The organism is Amycolatopsis sp. NPDC031561, from assembly GCF_055580625.1.
The window spans coordinates 104392-125709 of sequence record NZ_JBVILA010000010.1; the positions used below are offsets into that span (position 1 = coordinate 104392).

Consider the following 21318-nt stretch of genomic DNA (forward strand, 5'->3'; position numbering starts at 1 on the left):
ATCGGTGTGAGAGTCAACTCCCGATCGTGTAAAGGTTGTTCCATGCGGATCGGTGAGCTGGTGCGGCGGACGGGCGTGCGGGAGCGCCTGCTCCGGTACTACGAGGAACAAGGCCTCCTGCATCCGGTGCGAAGGCCGAGCGGGTACCGCGAGTACTCCGAACAGGACGTCGGGCGGGTGCGCAACATCCGGACGCTGCTGTCCGCGGGTCTGGGCACCGCCACCATCGCCGGGGTGCTGCCGTGCATGGTCGATCTGGGCAACGGCCTCGCGCCCGCTTGTGCCGACCTGTTGCCCGAGTTGTACCGGGAGCGGGAGCGGATCAGCACGGCGATCGACGAGATGACCGCGACGCGGGAAGTGCTGGACGGCATCATCGCCGCGACGGTCCCGCACGCCGACGAGGTCGCCGTGGCCTTGGCACGGCAGGCCGCGCCCTAGCGGTGTGAGCTCGCGTGCGCGATCTTTGGCCTTCCCCGGGGCAGGTGGTTGGATGAGCCGGTGAACTTCGTGATCGGCGTCTTCGATCTCTTCGCCTACACCATCCCCGGCGCGCTGTACGTCGCGTTCTTCGGCTACCTCGGGACGAAACTCCACATCCTGACGGCCGCGTCCATCGGCGGCGTGCCCACCTTGGTGGCGGTGGTGGTGATCGTGGTGCTGAGCTTCCTGCTGGGCTATCTGGCCTATCCGCTCGGCGACGCGCTGGAACGGATCGTGCCGCGCAGGCGGGAGCGGAACGCCGCCGAGGAGTTCGTCCGCCGGATGCCGGCGGCCGAGGGCCGTCCGTTCCTCAAGGAGAACACGCATCTCCTGCTGTGCGCGCTGCAACTGCACGACAAGGAGGTCGCGGGCGACGTCACGCGGCTGCGCGCGTCCGGCCTGATGGTGCGCAACTGTGCGCCGCCGTTGCTGTTCGGCGCGATCGCGGCGATCGTCGAGATCTTCGCGGGCAAGCATCCGTTCATCGCCGCCGGTCTCGCGGTGCTGCTTCTGCTCGCGGCGCTCACGCTGGTTTCACAGGGCCGCAAACTCGGGCTCTGGGCGGGGATGAAGACCCTCGAACTGTGTTTCTGGCTCCCGGAAATCGACGAGAAGCTGGCGGCGGACAAGCCCGCTTGACTCGGTCGCCTCAGAACGACAAAGCCAGCAGAACTCCCGCGACGGCGACTTCGACACAGCCGCCGAGCACGTCTCCGGTGACCCCGCCCAGCCGTTGGACGCACCGCGCCAACAGCGCCGAAGCGGCCAGATAGCCCAGCGTCACCGCGATCAGCCCTTGCCACCACGGCAGCACGAGCGCCGCCGCACCCGCGAGCACGGCGAACACCACCGCGGCCATCCATACCGGCACCGAACCGGCGACGGTCGCGCCCAGTCCCTCCGGCCGGGCCGAGGGGACGCCACGCGCACAGCAGAGCGAAAGCACCCCGCGTCCGGCGACGATCGCGATCGCGGCCGCCGCGATTCCGTGCCCGGCCGCGATCGCTCCGGCCAGCGCGCCGGTCTGCACGAGCAGGACCAGGACCAAGGTCGCGATCCCGGTCGGCCCGGAATCCCCGCGCCGCATCACTTCCAGCGCTCGCGCGCGGTCGTAGGAGGCGCCGAGCCCGTCGGCCGTGTCGGCGAGCCCGTCCAAATGGAGCCCGCGACTGCCCAGCGCCACCGCGCCCAATGCCAGCACCGCCGACGCGAAAGCGGGCAGGCCGACCAGTTCACCCACGAAGACGATCACCGAAGCGACGGCCGCGAGCGGGAGGACGGCCAGCGGAGCGAGCACCATCGCGCCGCCCGCCACCCGCCGGTCGATCAGCCCCGGCGCCGGCACCCGGACGGTGGTCAGGGTGCCGACAGCCATCTTCAGCGCGTCCGCGATCAAGCGAGATCCGCCAGCAGGCCCATGTCCGCGAGGATCGCTCGCGCCGCCCGCAGCGTCGGTACCGCCTGCACGGCGCCGCTGCCCTCGCCGAGCCGCAGCCCGAGATCGAGGATCGGCTCCAGTCCGAGCGCTTTCAGCGCGTAGGCCTGCGACGGCTCGGTCGACCGGTGCCCGGCCTGCCACCACTGCTCGGCGCCCGGCGCGATCTCGCGGGCGACGAGCGCCGCGGCCCCGGAGAACACGCCGTCGAGCAGCACCGGCACCCCGCGAACCGCCGCCTGCACGAGAAAGCCCGCCGTCGCGGCGAGACAAGCGCTGCCGAGCACGGTCAGCAGCGCGAAGGGGTCTTTCACCGCATCGGCCCTGATCAACGCGGCCTCGACGACCGCGAGCTTCCGCGCGCGCCCGTCCTCGTCGATCCCGGTGCCCGTACCGACGACGTCTTCCGGGAGAAGGCCGAGCACCGAGGCGACGACGGCCGCGCAGATCGTCGTGTTGCCGATCCCCATGTCTCCCGGGATGAGCAGATCCGCGCCGCCGTCGATCTCCTCGTCCGCGATCGCCAGCCCGTGCTCGAACGCCGTCCGCGCTTCCCCCGCGGCGAGCGCGTCCTCGACGTCGATCGAGCCGGAACCCCGCCGCACCTTGTGCGCGGTGACCTCGGCGGGGACGTCCGCGCCGTCCCAATCCACGGCGATGTCCAGCACGCGCACCTTCGCCCCGGCGAGTCCGGCCAGCACACTGACGCCGCTCTTCCCGGCGAGGAACACCCGGACCATCGCCGCGGTGACCTCGCGCGGATACGCCGACATCCCGGAAACCCCGTGGTCCCCGGCGAACACGACCACCCGGACGTCGTCGAGCGGCCGCGGCGGCACGGTGCCGTGCGCGGCGCTGAGCCAGGCGGCCAGGTCTTCGAGCCGCCCGAGCGAACCCAGCGGCTTGACCAGGCCGTCCAGTCTGGTGCGCGCGGCGGCTTCGGCGGCGGCGTCCGGGGTGGGGATACGCATGGTTGCTCCCTAAGGCAGGTCCAGCATCCGTCCGGCGACGACCAGCACGGTCCGGTCGGAGACGGCGGACACCCGGTTGTTCAACGCGCCCAGCACATCACGGAACACGCGCCCGGACACCGTCGCGGGCACCACACCGCTGCCGACCTCGTTGCTGACCGCGATCACCGGCACGTCGGCCTGCGCCCACGCGGCCAGGAAGTCCTCCAGCCGGTCGTCGAGCCGCCGTTCCCAGCCCTTGCGCTGCTCCCAGGCGCCGACCTCGTCGAGCACGCGGGCGATCCAGGTGCCGAGGCAGTCGATGAGCAGCGGATGCGTCGCCGTCCGCAGCACCGTGGCCAGGTCGGTGGTCTCGATGGTCTTCCAAGTGCTCGGCCGCCGCGCGCGGTGCGCGGCCACGCGAGCGGCCCATTCAGGATCGTCGGCGCTCGGGGGCAGCCCGGGCGCGAGATAGGTCAGGTGCGGGTGACGGGACGCGAGCCGCTCGGCGTGGTGTGACTTCCCAGAGCGGACGCCGCCCAGGATCAGCACCTTGCCGTCGTCGCGCGAGTAGCGGCGAAGTGCCCGCGCGAGAGTCTCCAGAACCCTCGCGAGGCGATGCGTCAGCTTGGTCATACCCCGCATTCTCGTGCACGCGCTACCGTTCGCCACGTGCCACTCCGACAAGCCGCCACCGCAGCCGGACTCGTTACCGGTTACGTCGCCGACGCCGTGTTCGGAGATCCACGGCGAGGGCATCCGGTCGCCGGCTTCGGCCAGGCCGCGCAAGCCCTTGAACAGCGGGTTTGGGCCGATTCGAAGGTGCGGGGCGCGGCGTACACCGCCGCGTGCGCGGGGACCGTCACCGGATTGGGGGTCGCCGCCCAGATCTTGACCCGGAAGCGTCCTTTCACCCGGTTCGTCCTCACCGCGGCGTCCACTTGGGTGGTTCTCGGCGGTCAGGGGCTCGCCGCCGAGGGCACGCGGATGGCCGGCCTGCTCGACGAAGGCGACCTGCCCGGCGCGCGGCGGCGGCTCCCGCACCTGTGCGCCCGCGACGCCACCGGCCTCGACACCGGACAACTCGCGCGCGCGACCACCGAGTCCATCGCCGAGAACACCTCGGACGCCGTCGTCGCGCCGCTGCTGTGGGGCGCGGTCGCCGGGATTCCCGGCCTCCTGGGGTATCGCGCGCTCAACACCCTGGACGCGATGGTCGGCTACCGGTCGCCGAAGTACGCCAACTTCGGGTGGGCCTCGGCCAGGGCGGACGATCTGGCCAATCTGGTGCCCTCCCGCGTCGGCGCGGCGCTGACCGTGGCCTCGGCACCGTTGGCGGGTGGCTTCGCCAAACCCGCGTTCCGGATCTGGCGCCGCGACGGGAAGCACCATCCGAGCCCCAACGCGGGCCAGGTCGAGTCCGCTTTCGCCGGCGCGCTCGGCGTCCGGCTCGGCGGAACGAACAGCTACGGCGGCCGCACCGAACGCCGCGGCGTCCTCGGCGACGGCCGCGAGCCGGAACCGGTGGACGTGCGTCGCGCTGTCCGGCTCTCGCGAGCTGTCGGCCTCGCCGCGCTGGCCGTCGCGGTGGCGGTCACGCGGTGAGCGGCCTGCTCGTCGCGGGAACGACGTCGGACGCGGGCAAGAGCCTGGTCACCGCCGCGTTGTGCCGCTGGCTCGCGCGCCAGGGCGTGCGGGTCGCGCCGTTCAAGTCCCAGAACATGTCGAACAACTCGATGGTGTGCGCGGACGGCGCCGAGATCGGCCGCGCGCAATGGCTGCAGGCGCGGGCGGCCCGCGTCGAACCCGAGGCCGCGATGAACCCGGTCCTGCTGAAACCCGGGAGCGACCGCCGCAGTCACGTCGTCGCGCTCGGGAAACCGTTCGGCACGCTGGAGGCGGGGGAGTACGCGACCGGCCGGGCCGGGCTCGCCGAGATCGCCTTCGACACGTTCTCGTCGTTGCGGCGCCGCTTCGACGTCGTGCTGTGCGAAGGCGCGGGCAGTCCGGCCGAGATCAACCTGCGCGCGGGCGACTACGTCAACATGGGGCTGGCGCGGCGCTTCGGCCTGCCCGTCGTGGTCGTCGGCGACATCGATCGCGGCGGCGTCATGGCCGCGATGTTCGGCACCCTCGCTCTCTTGTCCGCCGAAGACCAAGCGCTGGTTTCGGGGTGGCTGGTCAACAAATTCCGTGGTGACGTGGGCCTGCTGCGGCCTGGTCTGGAGACGTTGGAGAAGCTCACCGGCCGCGAGGTCTTCGGCGTCCTGCCCTGGCTCGACCAGGTGTGGATCGACTCCGAGGACGCGCTGGCCGCCGCGGGCTGGGGCGCGACCGGTGGCTCGCTGCGCGTCGCGGTCGTGCGCTTTCCCCGCGCCTCCAACGCGACCGACGTCGACGCGCTCGCCGCCGAGCCCGGTGTCTCCGTCGCGCTGACGGCCGATCCGGATACCGTCCTTTCCGCCGATGTGGTGATCCTGCCGGGTTCCCGCGCGACCGTGGACGACCTGGCGTGGCTGCGTTCCCGCGGTTTGGCGGCCGCCGTACTGGCGCGGGCCGAAGCGGGCCGCCCGGTGCTGGGGATCTGCGGCGGCTATCAAATGCTGGCCGCCGAGATCGAGGACGACGTCGAGTCCGGCGCCGGACTCGTCCCCGGCCTCGGTCTGCTGCCGACGCGTGTCTCGTTCAGCGCCGACAAGGTGCTGGCACGCCCGACAGGTGCCTGGCGCGGCCAGCCCGTGGAGGCGTACGAAATCCACCACGGCGCCGTGACCGCCACCGGTCCCGCCGAGTCCTTTTTGGATGGATACCGGCAGGGGACGGTGTGGGGCACCATGTGGCACGGTGCCTTCGAGAACGACGGCTTCCGCCGCGCCTGGCTGGGTGAGGTGGCGGACTGGTCACCGGCCGCCGGGGCGCAGGGATTCGGTTCGCTGCGGGAGAGCATGCTCGACAGGCTCGCCGACGCCGTCGAGGACCACGTCGACACCGTGGGACTCCAGCGTCTTATCGAAACCGGCTGCCACGTCGACCTTCCCTTCGTGCCGCCTGGAGCCTGAGCCCGGCGTCAGCGCGCGCAGCACCAGCCGGACCACCGACTCGCCGAACTCCTCGGTGAGCGGCCCGGTCCGCAGCAGCCACCGGTAGTAGACCGCTCCGTAGTACAGGTCCACCGCGGCGTCGATGTCGCCGCCGTCGATCTGCCCGGCCTCGGCACCGGTCCGGAATCGTGCCCTTGTCGCCTCCAGCCATGGCTTCATCAGCCGTTCGTCGAGTTCCGCCGACAGTTTCACGTCACCCTGGATCGCGGTCAGCAGTGCGCGGTAGAACGCCTCGTAGCCCGTGTCCGCCAACGGGTCCACAGTGGACCGGAGCACCGTGCGCAGATCCGCTCCGAGATCACCGGTGTCCGGGAAGCTCAGCACGCCCGCTCCCTGGACCAAGGTCAGGTACGCGTCCAGCACCAGCGCGCCCTTGTCCGGCCACCACCGGTAGATCGTCTGTTTTCCCACTCCCGCCCTCGACGCGATCGCCTCCACCGCCAGCTTCGGGTAGCCGACTTCGCCGAGCAGTTCGGTGGCCGCCGTGAGGATCGCCTGCCTCGAACGTTCGCTGCGCCGAGTCGGATCCGGGGACTTGACGTTTCCAGCCATGCCGGTACTGTAGCACAACGAGACGAGACGGTTCGTCTCGCAAGGAGCGAAGGAGTCGGAAATGCGTACTTGGTTCATCACCGGGGTCAGCCGCGGGTTCGGTCGTCTCATCGCCGAGCACGCGGTCAAGGCGGGGGACAACGTCGTCGGCACGGCACGCCGGCCCGAGGAGCTGGACGAGCTGGTGGCCGCGAGCGAAGGCAGATTGGTGATCCTGCCTCTCGACGTCACGGACAGAGCCGCCGTCTTCGAGACGGTCGAGAAGGCGGCCAAAGCGTTCGGACGGATCGACGTCGTCGTCAACAACGCGGGCTTCGGCCTGATGGGCGCGGTCGAAGAGGTCGGCGAGGACGACGCGCGGGCCATCATGGAGACGAACTTCTTCGGCGCGCTGTGGGTCAGCCAGGCCGTGCTCCCCGTGCTGCGGAAACAGGGGGAGGGCCGGATCCTGCAGATGTCGAGCGTGAGCGGGCTTATGGCCGTGCCGACCATGGGGCTCTACAACGCGAGCAAGTTCGCCCTCGAAGGCCTCAGTGACGCGCTCGCGCAGGAGGTCGAAGGCTTCGGTATCCACGTGACCCTGGTCGAGCCGCGGATCTACGCCACCGACTTCATGGGCGCCAGTCTCAAGATGTCACCGATGCGCCCGGCCTACGATCCGGTGCGCGCGGCGCTGATGGCGAAGTACGCCGACGGTGTCCCCGGCGACCCGGTGAAGGTCGCCGAGGCCGTCCTCGAACTGGTGGCCAGTGACGCGCCGCCCCGCCGCCTGCTGCTCGGCGACGGGGACTTCGACGTCATCGTGGAACTGCACCGGGACCGCGTCGCGGAATGGCGCTCGTGGGAGCCGGTCAGCCGGGCTGCGGACTAGGGACTTCCTTGCGGGTCAACGCCTTCTCGGTCAAGGCGCCGAAGGCCAGGCCGAGCACCGTCCACAGCACCACCTGAGTGCCGACCGAGGCCAGCCGGAAGGTCCACAGGGTGGAACCGGGGAACTCGGCGGGGACCTCGTCGATCGACGGCAGCAGCGCCGCCGCCACCGCGATCAGCACGACGTACCCACCCGCGGCGATCAGGCCGCCACGCCAGGCGCCGAGCTTGTCGGCCAGTTTCCGGCCGAACGCCGCCGCGAGGATGCCGATCAGCAGCGAAAGCGCGACGAAGCCGAAGTACAGGGACGTCCGGCTCCCGATCGTGCCTGCCTGCCCGACGGCGGGGGGATTCGCCGGGTACTTCAAGAACGGCACCAGGAACACGACCACGAACGCGCCACCGGCGAGCAGGGCGGCGGTCACCCGCGGCCGCAGGGTGCCGAGCCGTCCGTAGACGAAGGCGAACGCGAGCGAGAACAGCCCGCCGACGGCGACGCCGTACAGGCCGACGCCGGTCAGCAGACCGACGGTGCTCTGCACGCCCCGCGTGACGAGCTCTTCCTCTTCGGCCGGAGCGGGCTCATGGGCGGCTGGGTCTTGAGCGGCTGGGTCATGAGTGCCGGCGTCGTGATGGGAGTGAGCCGCAGTGCCTTCGAGACCGATGGCGGTCTCGACCGAGGGCTCACCGAAGAAGTACGCGAAAAGGGTCGCCAGGACACCAGCGACCAGGCCCGCGAGCATGCCGCGGACCAGCAAGGACCTCATCATGGGGCGCGTGCCGCCTAGTGGCAGGGGAAGGCCAGCAGGTGCCGGCCGTCGTGGACGAACTCGTGGACGTACGAGTTCGCGAACACCGACACCGCACCCTGCTCGGCGCTGATGAAGTACAGCGTGATCAGCGAAAGGAGGATGACGAGCACCGCCCAGGGCAGGATCTCGCGGACGGGGATCCGGATCGGGACGGGTACTGCGGCTACCGCTTGGGACATGGCGGTGGGACCTCCTCGGGCTAGCGCGGCCTCTTCAGGGGTGACACGACGGCTCCGGGTCTGGCTTCCCCGAACCGGCTGGTTCGAGGTCACAGTGGCGCGACCGCGCGGAATCTCACCGCGTTCCGGGTGCCGTCGTCTGGCCGGTCGAGAGTAGGTCGCCGCGAAGCGTCCGGTCAATGTGACCGAACCCAATCGGCGCAGGCTTGTCACGGCGACCCGTTACGGCCGGAATCCCTGCCGCCCGCGGCGGGGGGCATGCCAAAATCCAGCCATGACACCTGCGGTGGCGGCACTCGATGTCGGCGGAACGTCCATCAAGGCGGCCTTGTACGACGCCGAGCTGAAAGACCTGGCCAGCTTGCGCGAGCCGACGGCGCGCGGAGCGGACGGAGAGGCACTCGCGGACCAGGTCGCGCGGATCGTGGAAACGCTGGGCGAGAAGGCGGGCACCGGTACGCCGGACGCCGTGGGCGTGGTCATCCCGGGCATCGTGGACGACGTCGAGCGCGTGGCCAGGTTCTCGGCGAACCTCGACTTCCGGAACGTCCCGTTCGGCGAGATGCTCGACAGCAGGCTGGGGCTGCCGTTCGCGTTCGGGCACGACGTCCGCGCGGGCGGGCTGGCGGAATTCCGCGTCGGCGCGGGCAAGGGCTGCACCGACGCCGCCTTCATCCCGGTCGGCACCGGGATCGCGGCCGCGCTCCAGCTCGACGGGAAGCTGTACGCCGCGGGCGGCCAAGGCGGCGAAATCGGCCATATCGACGTCGGTCACCGGCTGCCGTGCGGCTGCGGCGCGACGGGGTGCCTCGAGGCGATCTCCTCCGCGTCGGCCATCGCCCGCCGCTACAGCGAGCACACCGGGCGTCCCGCCGAAGGTGCCGAGCAGGTGGTCGACGCCGCCCGGCACGGCGACGAGGCCGCGATCTCCGTGGTCAACGACGCGCTCGAGGGGCTCGGCCACGGCATCAAGACCCTGGTCACCTTGCTGGCGCCCGAAGTCGTGGTCCTCGGCGGCGGCCTGTTCACCGCGGGCGACTACGTCCTCGAACCGGTGCGGGCCTGGTTGGCGGCGAACCTGCAGTTCCAGCGGATGCCCGAACTGCGGATCGCGCAGCTCGGCGACGAGGCCGGCAGGCTCGGCGCGGCCCTGCTCGCGCTGGACCGGCTCAAGCCTTGACCACCCGCACGCCTTCCTCTTCGAAGGCGTGCACTCGCTCGGGATCCGCGCGGCCGTCGGTGACGAGCACGTCGACGTCGGTGGTCGCGCAGATCTTCGCGAAGGCGTGACCACCGAGTTTCCCGCTGTCGGCGAGCACGACGACCTGCCGGGCGCGGGCCGCCATCAGCCTGTTCGTGCTCGCGTCGCCTTCGTGGTGCGCCTGCGCGCCGTGCACCGGGTCGAACGCGTCCACCCCGAGGAACACCAGATCCAGCGAGATCTGGTCGAGGAACAGGTGCGACAGCGGTCCGGACAGGTCGAACGACTGCTGCCGGGCGACCCCGCCGGTCACCACGATCTTGATGTTGGGCCGCACGGCGAGTTCGTGGGCGATGTTGAGCGCGTTCGTCACCACGGTGAGCAGCGGGCCGCCGCTGGGCTCGCCCATGTCCGGCCGGGTGGCGAGCGCGCGGCCCACTTCGGTGCTCGCCGTGCCGCCGTTGAGGCCGACCACCATGCCCGGGTCGACCATTTTCGCCGCGGCCGCGGAAATCCGTTGCTGCTCCGGGGCGTTGCGCGCGGCCTTGTGCCGTAACGGAAGGTCGTAGGCGACGTTGCTGGCGACGGCCCCGCCGCGGGTGCGGACCACGAGGTTGCGGCCCGCCAGATGATCGAGGTCCCGGCGGATCGTCGCGGGGGAGACCCCGAGTTCGCCCGCCGAGACTTCGACGTCGACTTTCTCCCGCTCTCCGACCATGTCCAATAAAGCCGTCAGCCGTTCATGCCGATTCATCCGAGCTCCCTCCCCGAAGCGCGGCATCGCTTACCGCACCGGACAAAGTACTACGCGTCGCGATACGTGCGGAGAGAAGCGGCAGGTTCGGGAAGCCAGGGAGAAACGGTAAGAGCGGGCGCCGGCCACCCCCAGTGTGACCGGCGCCCGTCCGATGGCCGGTACGCCCAGGACCGGCCCGCCTTGAACGCTAACGTCGCCGACTCCGGACTGATATCCGGTTTGCGTCCATTCCGGTGACGTTTACCGGATAATTCGCCACTCGATCACCGGAATCGGCCACGGTGCGTGAGAAAATCAGCCCTTCCCGCCCAGCCCCCGCAGGAATGCGAGTGACGGCATGAAGAAGTAGTCGCCACCCTTCAGCGTGACCGCTTGCGGGAACGGATCCGCGGTCACCGCCGGTGTACCCGCCCATTCCTGGGTGTAGGCGGACTCCGGGCGCGGGCCCTGACCGATGACCGGATCGAGGCCGGGCGGCTTGACCCCGTCGGGCGGCACCGGGAACCCCGGGTTGTTCGCCCAGATCGCTTGGGTGAACTCGAACTGGTCGCGCAGCTCCGCGTTGAACGCCATGAACAACAGTCCGACTCCGCCGCTCGGCCGGGCCGACGGCGGCAGGTCGGCGTTCGGGTCATCGGCTCGTTCGCCGTAGGGCACACCCCGCCGCACCATCAGATGCCGTCGCTCCTGAGGGGGTGGCTCCGCGCCGCCGCTACCCCGCGGATTCGTCTTCCGGATGTGCGCCTGGAAGGGGCATTTCGCGCCGGCGACGTCACTTTCGTAGTCGAAGTTGTTCGGTACCGGGCTTTCCACACCGTCTTCCCGTTGCGCGGTCAGCGGTGTGCCGTCCTCGAACCGGCCGACGACCATCGCGCCCGCGCGCTCCCGATCTTCTCCGGTGAGGCCCAATTGATCCGCCAGGGCCTCCTCGGCCTGCTTGAATCTCCGCACGTTCTGTTCCAATTTGCGGAAAACGAGGTAACTGCCGAAATGGACGGCGGGATCGGGAGCGGCGTGATCCGGGACGAGTACCCGGTCCAAGGGCGCCGACGGATCCCAAGTGGTGATGCCATCCGTTCCGGATTTCTCCGCGCGAATATCTTCGACCAGGAAAAGCGGCTGACTCCGGCCGTCGACGTACCCGAAATGTTCGATCCCCTCGCCGTGGGTATTCATCCTGCCGAGTCCGATTTCCTCGGCGACGACGGAAATGGTCGACGGAATCAGCGCGAGAACCTCGTTCCGGCGCAGGGTCATCGGAGCGTCGGCGGCGTCGGCGATGATGACGACGGCGTGGATCTCGTCGTGGTATCCGCTGTCGAAGGTGGAGCGAGGTGGGTCGCTCAGCCTCTCGCGTGTGTCCTGCGAGCGCATGCCGAGGCGGAAGGAATCATCTTGGGGCACATCGATTTTCAGGAACCGGTAGCCCGCCGCCGTCAGTCCGGCGCCGACGTAGGGCGACCCCTTCGCGCCCTCGGCCTTGAAGCGCTCGACCTCGGTCAGATGGGTCTTCGCGGACTTCATCAGCGGGACGAGTGCCGCGAGGAACTTTTTCGCGCTCGCGGACTCCGAAAAACGCAGGAAAAGGGCGGAAAAGTGATCGCGGGCGTGTGCTTTCAGGATGTTCGGCTGTAGCTGGTCGAGCATCTTCGCGGCTTCGCCGGTCGCGGCCTTCCATTCCAAAGGCACGCTCAAGTCAATCGTCATATCAAGGAATCCCCTCGTCGGGAAACCCGTCCGGCGGCCCCGGCAGGTCTTGCCGGTCCCCACCGCCGTGCGGGTCCTACCCTTGATATAACCGATACCGAAATCGCGCCGTCATCACCCGCAAGTACCCTCTTTTGGCGGTTTTATCACCCAGAAGAACCAACGACACGACTACACCCCGCATTTAGTCCTCTATCTTGCGATAGTTGCACGCGCAACCACCGCATCTAGAGGACTAAATGCGGGAGAGTCAGGAGAGGGGCCGGTCGGTGGGGGCGATCGGAGCGGGCAGGACGTCCCGTCCGGTGAGGAACGCGTCGACCCCGGCCGCGGCGGAGCGGCCTTCGGCGATCGCCCACACGATGAGCGACTGGCCGCGGCCCATGTCGCCCGCCACGAACACGTTGTCGACGCTGGTCTTGAACGCCTTGTCGCGGGCGACGTTGCCGCGCTGGTCCAGCTCGACGTCGAGCGCCTCCAGCAGGCCTTCCCGCTCCGGGCCGACGAAGCCCATCGCGAGCAGCACCAGCTGCGCGGGCAGTTCCTTCTCGGTGCCCTCGACCGGGACGAACTTGCCGCCCTCGTTGCGCACCTCGACCAGCTTCAGCGCGCGCACCCGGCCGTCGGCGTCGGCGGCGAACTCCTGGGTGTTGACCGAGTACAGCCGCTCGCCGCCCTCTTCGTGCGCGGACGAGACGCGGTAGATCATCGGGTACGTCGGCCACGGGTGCGCGTCGGCGCGCGAAAGCGGCGGCTTCGGCATGATCTCCAGCTGCGTCACCGACTTCGCGCCCTGGCGGTGCGAGGTCCCGACGCAGTCCGCGCCGGTGTCGCCGCCGCCGATGACGACGACGTCGAGGCCCTCGGCGCTGATCGGCGAGACGTCCAGCTCACCGGCCGCGACGCGGTTGGCGTGCGGCAGGAACTCCATCGCCTGGTAGATGCCCCGATGCTCGCGGCCCTCGATCGGCAGGTCCCGCCATGCCGTCGCGCCACCGGCGAGGACCACGGCGTCGTACGACGACTTCAGCTCCTCGACGGTGAGATCGACGCCGACGTTCACCGAGGTCCGGAACTCCGTGCCTTCGGCCCGCATCTGGTCGAGGCGGCGGTCGAGCCGGTGCTTCTCCATCTTGAATTCGGGGATGCCGTAGCGCAGCAGCCCGCCGATCTTGTCGGCCCGCTCGAAGACCACGACACTGTGGCCCGCGCGCGTGAGCTGCTGCGCCGCGGCGAGTCCCGACGGGCCGGACCCGACCACGGCCACCTTCTTGCCGGTGCGTGCCACCGGCTCCTGCGGCGTGACCCAGCCTTCCTCGAAGGCCCGGTCGATGATCGAGATCTCGACCCGCTTGATGGTGACGGGATCGTCGTTGATCCCGAGCACACACGCCGTCTCGCACGGCGCCGGGCAGAGGGTCCCGGTGAACTCCGGGAAATTGTTGGTCGCGTGCAGCCGCTCGGCCGCCTCGCGCCAGTCGTCGCGCCAGGTCAGGGTGTTCCACTCGGGAATGAGGTTCCCGAGCGGGCAGCCCTGATGACAGAACGGGATGCCGCAGTCCATGCAGCGTCCGGCCTGCTTCTGCAGTTTCGTCGTCGCGAAGTCCTCGTACACCTCGCGCCAGTCCATCAGGCGCAGGTCGACGGGACGGCTCTTCGGCGTCTCGCGAGTGGTGGTCAGAAAGCCCTTGGGGTCAGCCATGTGCGGCCTCCATGATCGCCTCGTTCACGTCGCGCCCATCGCGCTCGGCCTTCGCCTGCGCCGCGAGCACCCGCTTGTAGTCCTTCGGCATGACCTTGCCGAACCGGTCGACGGCGGCGTCCCAGTCGGCGAGCAGCGCACGCGCGACCGCGGACTCCGTTTCGTTGTAGTGCTTTTCGAGCGCCTCGCGCAGGAAGTCCACATCGGACGAATCCAGCGGGTCGATGTCGACCATCTCCGGGTTCGTCCGGTGCGCCGGCAGGTCGAGCACGTAGGCGATGCCACCCGACATCCCGGCCGCGAAGTTGCGGCCCACCCCGCCGAGCACGACCACCTTGCCGCCGGTCATGTACTCGCAACCGTGGTCGCCGACGCCCTCGACGACGGCCAGCGCGCCCGAGTTGCGCACGCAGAACCGCTCGCCGACCTTGCCGCGGATGAAGATCTCACCGCTGGTCGCGCCGTAACCGATCACGTTGCCCGCGATGATGTGCTCTTCGGCGTCGTACCGCGCCACCTCGGGCGGCCGCACGATGAGCCGTCCGCCGGAGAGGCCCTTGCCGACGTAGTCGTTGCCGTCGCCGTAGAGCCGCAGGGTGATGCCCTTGGGCACGAACGCGCCGAACGACTGGCCCGCGGTCCCGGTGAAGGTGACGTCGATCGTGTTGTCCGGCAGGCCTTCGCCGCCCCACCGCTTGGTGAGCTCGTGGCCGAGCATGGTGCCGACGGTCCGGTTCACGTTGCGGACCGGCAGTTCCAGCCGGACCTTGTCCCCGGACGACAGCGCGCCCTCGGCGAGCTGGATCAGCGTGTTGTCGAGCGCCTTCTCCAGCCCGTGGTCCTGCACCGTCTGCTGGTGCCGCCGTCCGGCCGGAGCCATGTCGGGCACGTGGAAGATCGGCGTCAGGTCCAGCCCGGCGGCCTTCCAGTGGTCGATCGCCTTGCGCTTGTCGAGCATCTCGGCGTGGCCGACGGCCTCGGCGATGGACCGGAAACCCAGCTCCGCCAGGTATTCCCGGACCTCCTGCGCGATGAACTCGAAGAAGTTCACGACGTACTCGGCCTTGCCGCTGAACTTCTCACGCAGCTTGGGGTTCTGCGTCGCGACGCCGACCGGGCAGGTGTCAAGGTGGCACACGCGCATCATGACGCAGCCCGAGACCACCAGCGGCGCGGTCGCGAAACCGAACTCCTCGGCACCGAGCAGCGCGGCGATGACGACGTCGCGGCCGGTCTTGAGCTGACCGTCGGTCTGCACCACGATCCGGTCGCGCAAACGGTTGACCAGCAACGTCTGCTGGGTCTCCGCGAGCCCGAGTTCCCACGGTCCGCCCGCGTGCTTGATGGACGACAGCGGGGAAGCGCCCGTGCCGCCGTCGTGCCCGGAGATCAGCACGACGTCGGCGTGCGCCTTGGAGACGCCCGCCGCGACCGTGCCGACACCGACCTCGGACACGAGCTTCACGTGGATGCGCGCGGCCGGGTTGGCGTTCTTGAGGTCGTGGATCAGCTGGGCGAGATCCTCGATCGAGTAGATGTCGTGGTGCGGCGGCGGCGAGATCAGCCCGACGCCGGGCGTGGAGTGCCGCGTCTTCGCGATCCACGGGTACACCTTCGCGCCGGGCAGCTGGCCGCCCTCGCCGGGCTTCGCGCCCTGCGCCATCTTGATCTGGATGTCGTCGGCGTTGACCAGGTACTCGCTGGTGACGCCGAACCGGCCACTCGCGACCTGCTTGACCGCGCTGCGGCGCTCGGGGTCGTAGAGCCGGTCCGGATCTTCGCCACCCTCACCGGTGTTCGACTTGCCGCCGAGCCGGTTCATCGCGATGGCCAGGGTTTCGTGCATTTCCGCGGAGATCGACCCGTAGGAGATCGCGCCGGTCGCGAACCGCTTGACGATCTCGGAGACCGGCTCGACCTCTTCGATCGGCACCGCGGGCCGCTGGCCGATCTTGAAGTCGAACAGCCCGCGCAGCGTGTACAGCTTCTGCGCCTGGTCGTCGACGGACTTCGTGTACTCCTTGAAGACCTCGTACTTCCCGGCGCGGGTGGAGTGCTGCAGCTTGAACACCGTCTGCGGGTTGAACAGGTGCGGCTCGCCTTCTCGGCGCCACTGGTAGTCCGCGCCGGTCTCCAGCTCGCGGTGGTTCGCGCGGAACCCGTCGCGCGGGAACGCCCGGCGGTGCCGTTCGGCGACCTCCAGCGCGAGCGTGTCGAAGCCGACCCCGCCGAGCCGGGAAGTGGTGCCGGTGAAGCAGTTCTGGACGACCTCGTCGCCGAGCCCGACCGCCTCGAAGATCTGCGCGCCGGTGTAGGAGGCCACTGTGGACACTCCCATTTTGGACATCGTCTTGCGAACGCCCTTGCCCAGCGCCTTGATCAGGTTCGCGGTGGCCTGCTTGGCGGTGGCACCGGCGATCAGCCCCTGGTCGGCCATCTCCTCGACGGTCGCCATCGCCAGGTACGGGTTCACCGCGGCGACGCCGTAGCCGATCAGCAGCGCGATGTGGTGCACCTCGCGCGCGTCGCCGGCCTCGACGATGAGGCCGACCTGCGTGCGGGTCTTCTCGCGCACCAGGTGGTGGTGCACCGCGCCGGTGAGCAGCAGCGACGGGATCCCCGCGTGGTCTTCGTCGATCCCGCGGTCGGAGAGCACGATCAACCGGGCGCCCTCGGCGATGGCCGCGGACACTTCGGCGCGGATCTCGTCGAGGCGCCGCACGAGCGCCTCACCGCCGCCGTTGACGTCGTAGGTGCCCTGCACGGTGACCGACTGGAACTCCGGCAGGTCGCCGTCGTCGTTGACGTGCACCAGCTTCGCGAACTCGTCGTTGTCCAGCACCGGGAACGGCAGCACGATCCGGCGGCACGACGACGCGTCGGCCTCCAGGAGGTTCGGTTCCGCGCCCAGCTGGGTGCCGAGCGAGGTGACCAGTTCCTCGCGGATCGCGTCCAGCGGAGGGTTGGTCACCTGGGCGAAGAGCTGGATGAAGTAGTCGAAGAGCAGCCGCGGGCGGCTGGACAGCGACGCGATGGGGGAGTCGTTGCCCATCGAACCGATCGGTTCCGCGCCGGTGCGGGCCATCGGTTCGAGCAGGACGTCGAGCTCTTCCTCGGTGTAGCCGAAAGCCTGCTGACGGCGCACGAGCGCGCCGTGCGGCGGGATCTCGCGCTCACGCTCGGGAAGCCCTGCGAGCGGCAGCAGGCCGTCCTCGACCCATTCGTCGTACGGGTGCTCGGTGGCGAGCTGGTTCTTGATCTCCTCGTCCTCGACGATCCGGCCGGCGGCCGTGTCCACGAGGAACATGCGGCCCGGCTCCAACCGTCCTTTCCGGACGATCGTGGACTGGTCCAGCTCCAGCACGCCGACCTCGCTGGCGAGGACGACGAGGCCGTCTTCGGTGACCCAGTACCGGGCGGGACGCAGGCCGTTGCGGTCGAGGACCGCGCCGATCTGGGTGCCGTCGGTGAAGGACACCAGCGCGGGGCCGTCCCACGGCTCCATCAGCGTCGAGTGGAACTCGTAGAACGCGCGGCGCGCGGGGTCCATCTCCTGATGGTTCTCCCAGGCCTCCGGGATCATCATCAGCACCGCGTGCGGCAGCGACCGGCCGCCGAGGTGGAGCAGCTCCAGCACCTCGTCGAAGGACGCCGAGTCGCTGGCGCCGCGTGTGATGACGGGGTGGATCCGCTTGAGGTCGCCCGGGATCAGCTTGGACTCGAGCAGCGCCTCACGCGCGTCCATCCAGTTCCGGTTGCCGCGCAGGGTGTTGATCTCGCCGTTGTGGGCGACGTACCGGTACGGGTGCGCCAGCGGCCACGACGGGAAGGTGTTGGTGGAGAAGCGGGAGTGCACCAGGCCGATGGCGCTGGTGACGCGCTCGTCGGTGAGGTCGGCGAAGAACTTCTCGACCTGCGGCTCGGTGAGCATTCCTTTGTAGACGATCGTCCGCGAGGACAGGCTCGGGAAGTAGACGTCGTCCTCGACGAGCTCGTGCTCGGCGCGCTTGCGCACCACGAACGCGGCGCGTTCCAGCGCCAGCCCGGACAGGGGCTCTTGCCGTCCGGCCAGGAACAGCTGGCTGAAATGCGGCATGGTCTCGGCCGCGCCGGTTCCGACGTGTTCAGTGTGGACGGGAAGATCCCGCCAGCCGAGCACGCGCAAGCCTTCTTCGGCGGCGACACGCTCGATGGTGGTCATCGCCAGGCCACGCGGTTTTTCGTCCTGGGGCAGGAAAGCCGTCCCGACGGCGTACGCGCCGGGCTCGGGCAGCTCGAACTCGACGACGGCGCGATAGAACTCGTCGGGGACCTGGATCAGGATCCCGGCGCCGTCACCGGTCTCCGGGTCGGCGCCGCGGGCCCCTCGATGCTCGAGGTTCCGCAGCGCGATCAGCGCTTTGGCGACGATGCCGTGATCGCGTTTACCGGAGAGGTCTGCGACGAAGGCGACACCGCAGGCGTCGTGTTCGAACTCCGGGTCATACAGGCCTTCGGGGGCCTTGCTGCCCTTGTAGCTGGCATGGTGGGTCACGGCTGGCCGCCTCCCAAGGCGTCGGCGCGACCGGCAGCACTCCGTTCGGGTGGTTCGGACGTGAACCAGTTAACGAAGTGGTCCGGGACCGCGATGGTCAGTCGAGAGGGAACGATCCTGCCCGCGAAACGGGGGCAGGCCTCGTAGAGCCGCACTGCACTGGGCGGCCGATGCGCTTGTGTGTCTCTTGTGTACTGCCGTGCGCCGGGTGCCGCCAGACCGTTGTGGTGGATGGCAGGCGGGGCGCACGTGTTACTCCCGGGTTCGCCGGTCTTATGACGATAGTGTGAAATCGCTGTTATCGACATACGTCGCTTGGTCGGGGTGGGAAATGCCACGCTGGCGTTGACTTCAAACATCATCTGCCCACTGGCTGGAATGACATGTCCACTGAGTGGAGCACCAGCGCGCTGACCTGCGTAAACGATCGCTCACGTCACTCTATGGTGTGACCTGGATCGCGCATTGGAGTGGGTTTCGCCGGTCTCGCGGTGACCAGGGGTGACCGTTGAATCGCCCGAACGGCAGAGCGGCCCGCCCGGTTTGAGAGGCTTGGCCGATGGCGGATCGTTATCTCACCGTGGCGGGCACCGGGGTCCACGAGATCGAAATCCGGCGTTCACGCTTCCTCTGCGCGCTCGCCCCGGTCACCTCGGAAGAGGCCGCCCGCGCGGTGATCGCGGCCAGGAAGAAGGCGGAGCCGGCGGCCCGGCACCACTGTCACGCGTTCGTGCTGGGCGCCGACGGCCGCGCCGGCTCGATGGATTCTCGGCGGGAAAGCGTGCCTCGAATCGAGCGCTCGAGTGACGACGGCGAGCCCGCGGGGACGGCGGGCATCCCGATGCTGGAGGTGCTCCGGCGCCGGGAGCTGACCGACACCGTCGCGGTGGTGACCCGCTACTTCGGCGGGGTGCTGCTCGGGGCCGGCGGCCTGATCCGTGCGTACGGGCAGGCCGTCTCGGAGGCCGTCGACGTCGTCGGTGTGCAGGAGTACCGGCGGCTGCGGCTGGTGGAGGTCGTCGTCGACTACGACCGGGCCGGACGGCTGGAGAACGACATCCGCTCGTCGCCGTACCTGCTGCACGCGACGCGGTTCGAGGACGTCGCGCACTTCGACGTCGGGCACGCGCCGGACCAGGGGGACACCTTCCACGCCTGGCTCGCCGACCTCACCGGGGGTGAGGCCCTCACCGAGGACGCCGGGGAGACCTGGCTCCCCACCGGCCGCGTTTAGTCCTCTGGATGCGGTCTGGACGAGCGGGTTGCCGTGAGCGGAAGGTGGCTTTGCCCGCGTGCGATGAGGGAAAGGGGTCCTTCGCCGCATGGCATGAGGGGAAAGGGCCCCGCGGGGTGGGCGGTCGCTGTCGTGAGTGAGGTCCTGAAGGGAACCCTTGAGACGTTCAGCGTCGCAAAGGCGGCCTTCGGGACGCCATCCGGCCGCGTTTAGTCCTCTAGATGCTGCCGGGCCTGCCACTCCTCCAGCGTGATGGCGTACTCGACCTCGCCCTCCTCGGTGCCGGGGATCGGGTCGTCGAAGGTCTCGTGATAGGTCCGGACGTGCCGCATCCCGATCTTCTCCATTACCCGCCGCGAGCCCAGGTTCACCGCCATGGTCGCCGCCCAGATCCGCCGCGCCCCGAATTCGGTGAAGCCCTTCTCCAGGAGCGCGAGCGAGCCTTCGGTCGCATATCCCTTGCCCCAGGAAGATCGGTTCAGCCGGTAACCCAGTTCGGGGTCGTCGGTGTGATGACCGCGCAGTGGGCGGAAATGGAACCATCCCAGGAAAGCCCCGCCGGATTTCTCGATCGCCGCCCAGAATCCGTAACCGGGGAAACGCTCGTAGTAACCGAGAAAGGCGGGAAGGTCGAGAGTTTCGATCTCCGCCCGGTCGGCGGGTTTGCCCCCATTGAGGTACTGCATGACTTCGGGGTCGTCGTAGAGCGCGAACAGGTCGTCGGCGTCGGCGCCGGTGAACTGCCGCAGCAGGAGCCGCTCGGTCTCCAGGAAGACACGCATCGGCACAGCGTGGCGGCCCGGGGGGCACCTGGGCAACCTGTTTACGCGGCCACCTCGGGGCTGACGAGGCCTCCCAGCGCCACCGCTCCAGCCTCGGTGAGCAGGGCGGGAACGCGCTCGCCCCAGCTGCCGCCCCGGGAGGGCGCCACCAGGCCGAGATGGGCGAGGCGGTGCGCGGTGTGCTGGTCGCAGCAGGCGAGACCGTCGACGAACAGGTCCGGCTCGCAGCTGCAGCTGATCTCGGCGTGGCCCTCGGCCACCGCTCTCAGGGTGGCCCGCTCACGATGGTTCAGCTCTGTCCGAACGTCCATGGCGTGCCTCCTTTCTGTTCCGCTGTGAACAGTCAAACCCATACCCCCGACAGTTTCCGTCTTCTCCGGTGCGAAGTCTTGGATTTCGGGCGTACTCAAGGGTGGTGTGTCGGGTATTCCAGGGTGAAGACCTAGGGGTTGTCACCTGGTATTCGCAGCGGAAGCGATTCCAGCTCGGTCTTGCGCAGATGCCGGAAAATGATCGAACTCCGGAAACCGACGATCTCCTTGCGCTTCGACAAGCGATCCACCAGGAATGAGTGGAGCTGTTCGACGTCCTGTGCGGCGACGTGGATCAGGAAATCGTCGCTGCCCGCGGTGACGAAGACCGAAAGGACCTCCGGCAATTCCGCGACCGAGCGCTGGAAGGAGTCGATCACCTCCCGGCTCAGCGGCCGCACCTGCGCCGACACCATCGCCTGCACGCCGCGGTTGAGGCTCCGCAGGTCGATGTCCGCGTGATAGCCGCGGATGACGCCGCGTTCCCGCAGCAGCCGCGTGCGTTCGAGGCAGGTCGACGGCGCGACGCCGACCTTGCGGGCGATGTCGCGGTTCGACTGCCGCGCATCCGCCTGGAGTTCCCGGATGATCGCCGAATCAAGTTCGTCCACGCCTGCCCCTTTCCTCGGCATGCCGAATAACGTTCGGCAAAGCCTCTATACGTCTGATGATCAGCCTAACTTCGGCGCAAGTAGTCGACTAAACGCG

Annotated in this window: 19 protein-coding genes and 1 pseudogene; 7 read left to right on the forward strand and 13 right to left on the reverse strand. The window is 69.2% G+C overall.

Going from position 1 to position 21318, the window contains the following annotated elements:
- The first annotated feature begins 42 nt into the window (after positions 1–42).
- Entirely contained in the window at positions 43–441 is a 399-nt protein-coding gene (locus tag ACZ5IK_RS21560) for a MerR family transcriptional regulator (RefSeq protein WP_465489268.1), read from the forward strand.
- Positions 442–501: 60 nt separating this feature from the next.
- Positions 502–1122, forward strand: a complete 621-nt coding sequence (locus tag ACZ5IK_RS21565; protein ID WP_465489269.1) for a hypothetical protein — start codon at positions 502–504, stop codon at positions 1120–1122.
- A 10-nt stretch (positions 1123–1132) separates the two neighbouring features.
- Here ACZ5IK_RS21565 and ACZ5IK_RS21570 read toward each other — a convergent pair whose 3' ends face one another.
- Genes ACZ5IK_RS21570 through ACZ5IK_RS21580 form a run of 3 tightly spaced genes read right to left on the reverse strand, consistent with a single transcriptional unit; the run spans position 1133 to position 3504 of the window.
- Positions 1133–1879, reverse strand: a complete 747-nt coding sequence (locus ACZ5IK_RS21570; RefSeq protein WP_465489270.1) for an adenosylcobinamide-GDP ribazoletransferase — start codon at positions 1877–1879, stop codon at positions 1133–1135.
- Positions 1876–2889 (reverse strand): nicotinate-nucleotide--dimethylbenzimidazole phosphoribosyltransferase, encoded by a 1014-nt coding sequence (gene cobT / locus ACZ5IK_RS21575; RefSeq protein ID WP_465489271.1) that lies wholly within the window; start codon positions 2887–2889, stop codon positions 1876–1878. The genes ACZ5IK_RS21570 and cobT overlap by 4 nt, the downstream gene beginning before the upstream one ends.
- A 9-nt stretch (positions 2890–2898) precedes the next feature.
- Positions 2899–3504 (reverse strand): bifunctional adenosylcobinamide kinase/adenosylcobinamide-phosphate guanylyltransferase, encoded by a 606-nt coding sequence (locus ACZ5IK_RS21580; protein WP_101605747.1) that lies wholly within the window; start codon positions 3502–3504, stop codon positions 2899–2901.
- A gap of 36 nt (positions 3505–3540) precedes the next feature.
- Here ACZ5IK_RS21580 and ACZ5IK_RS21585 point away from each other — a divergent pair, with 36 nt between their 5' ends.
- Together ACZ5IK_RS21585 and ACZ5IK_RS21590 are read left to right on the forward strand one after the other, a co-directional pair.
- The gene (locus tag ACZ5IK_RS21585; RefSeq protein ID WP_465489272.1) at positions 3541–4473 is read left to right on the forward strand and encodes a cobalamin biosynthesis protein; all 933 of its coding nucleotides are present in this window, start codon (positions 3541–3543) and stop codon (positions 4471–4473) included.
- A complete protein-coding gene (locus tag ACZ5IK_RS21590) occupies positions 4470–5927 on the forward strand; it encodes a cobyric acid synthase (RefSeq protein ID WP_465489273.1) in 1458 nt (485 codons plus the stop codon). Before ACZ5IK_RS21585 ends, ACZ5IK_RS21590 begins: the two co-directional genes overlap by 4 nt.
- 33 nt (positions 5928–5960) lie before the next feature.
- Here ACZ5IK_RS21590 and ACZ5IK_RS21595 read toward each other — a convergent pair.
- Positions 5961–6632: pseudogene (locus ACZ5IK_RS21595) on the reverse strand (TetR/AcrR family transcriptional regulator); the annotation flags it as partial.
- Between ACZ5IK_RS21595 and ACZ5IK_RS21600 the strand changes: the two are divergent.
- The gene (locus ACZ5IK_RS21600; RefSeq protein ID WP_465489274.1) at positions 6583–7392 is read left to right on the forward strand and encodes an SDR family NAD(P)-dependent oxidoreductase; all 810 of its coding nucleotides are present in this window, start codon (positions 6583–6585) and stop codon (positions 7390–7392) included. The pseudogene ACZ5IK_RS21595 and the gene ACZ5IK_RS21600 sit on opposite strands and share 50 nt — an antisense overlap.
- Here the strand turns inward: ACZ5IK_RS21600 and ACZ5IK_RS21605 are convergent.
- Positions 7373–8161 carry a CbtA family protein gene (locus ACZ5IK_RS21605; protein ID WP_465489275.1) on the reverse strand — a complete coding sequence of 263 codons (789 nt, stop codon included), beginning with the start codon at positions 8159–8161 and terminating at the stop codon, positions 7373–7375. The genes ACZ5IK_RS21600 and ACZ5IK_RS21605 overlap by 20 nt on opposite strands.
- Before the next feature lie 14 nt (positions 8162–8175).
- A complete protein-coding gene (locus ACZ5IK_RS21610) occupies positions 8176–8382 on the reverse strand; it encodes a CbtB domain-containing protein (protein WP_101605752.1) in 207 nt (68 codons plus the stop codon).
- A gap of 286 nt (positions 8383–8668) precedes the next feature.
- Between ACZ5IK_RS21610 and ACZ5IK_RS21615 the strand changes: the two genes are divergently transcribed.
- Complete coding sequence (locus ACZ5IK_RS21615; protein ID WP_101605753.1) at positions 8669–9562, forward strand: ROK family protein; 894 nt, start codon at positions 8669–8671, stop codon at positions 9560–9562.
- Here the strand turns inward: ACZ5IK_RS21615 and ACZ5IK_RS21620 are convergent.
- The 4 genes from ACZ5IK_RS21620 to gltB form a co-directional block, all read right to left on the reverse strand.
- Positions 9552–10337, reverse strand: a complete 786-nt coding sequence (locus ACZ5IK_RS21620) for a DeoR/GlpR family DNA-binding transcription regulator (protein ID WP_101605754.1) — start codon at positions 10335–10337, stop codon at positions 9552–9554. The genes ACZ5IK_RS21615 and ACZ5IK_RS21620 overlap by 11 nt on opposite strands.
- Positions 10338–10634: 297 nt before the next feature.
- Positions 10635–12047: a Dyp-type peroxidase gene (locus ACZ5IK_RS21625; RefSeq protein WP_465489276.1), complete on the reverse strand. Its 1413-nt coding sequence runs from the start codon at positions 12045–12047 to the stop codon at positions 10635–10637.
- Positions 12048–12297: 250 nt separating this feature from the next.
- Positions 12298–13749 carry a glutamate synthase subunit beta gene (locus ACZ5IK_RS21630; protein ID WP_465489277.1) on the reverse strand — a complete coding sequence of 484 codons (1452 nt, stop codon included), beginning with the start codon at positions 13747–13749 and terminating at the stop codon, positions 12298–12300.
- Entirely contained in the window at positions 13742–18283 is a 4542-nt protein-coding gene (gene gltB, locus ACZ5IK_RS21635; protein ID WP_465489278.1) for a glutamate synthase large subunit, read from the reverse strand. Before gltB ends, ACZ5IK_RS21630 begins: the two co-directional genes overlap by 8 nt.
- 559 nt (positions 18284–18842) lie before the next feature.
- On the opposite strand from gltB, the gene ACZ5IK_RS21640 reads away from it, so the two are divergent.
- Positions 18843–19517: a YigZ family protein gene (locus tag ACZ5IK_RS21640; protein WP_465489279.1), complete on the forward strand. Its 675-nt coding sequence runs from the start codon at positions 18843–18845 to the stop codon at positions 19515–19517.
- Between the two features lie 209 nt (positions 19518–19726).
- On the opposite strand, the gene ACZ5IK_RS21645 is transcribed toward ACZ5IK_RS21640, so the two are convergent.
- The 3 genes from ACZ5IK_RS21645 to ACZ5IK_RS21655 all read right to left on the reverse strand — a co-directional run bounded on the left by ACZ5IK_RS21645 (position 19727) and on the right by ACZ5IK_RS21655 (position 21221).
- Entirely contained in the window at positions 19727–20299 is a 573-nt protein-coding gene (locus ACZ5IK_RS21645) for a GNAT family N-acetyltransferase (RefSeq protein ID WP_465489280.1), read from the reverse strand.
- A gap of 41 nt (positions 20300–20340) precedes the next feature.
- A complete protein-coding gene (locus ACZ5IK_RS21650; protein ID WP_465489281.1) occupies positions 20341–20610 on the reverse strand; it encodes a hypothetical protein in 270 nt (89 codons plus the stop codon).
- A 131-nt stretch (positions 20611–20741) separates the two neighbouring features.
- Complete coding sequence (locus ACZ5IK_RS21655; protein WP_076164758.1) at positions 20742–21221, reverse strand: Lrp/AsnC family transcriptional regulator; 480 nt, start codon at positions 21219–21221, stop codon at positions 20742–20744.
- Positions 21222–21318: the final 97 nt, after the last annotated feature.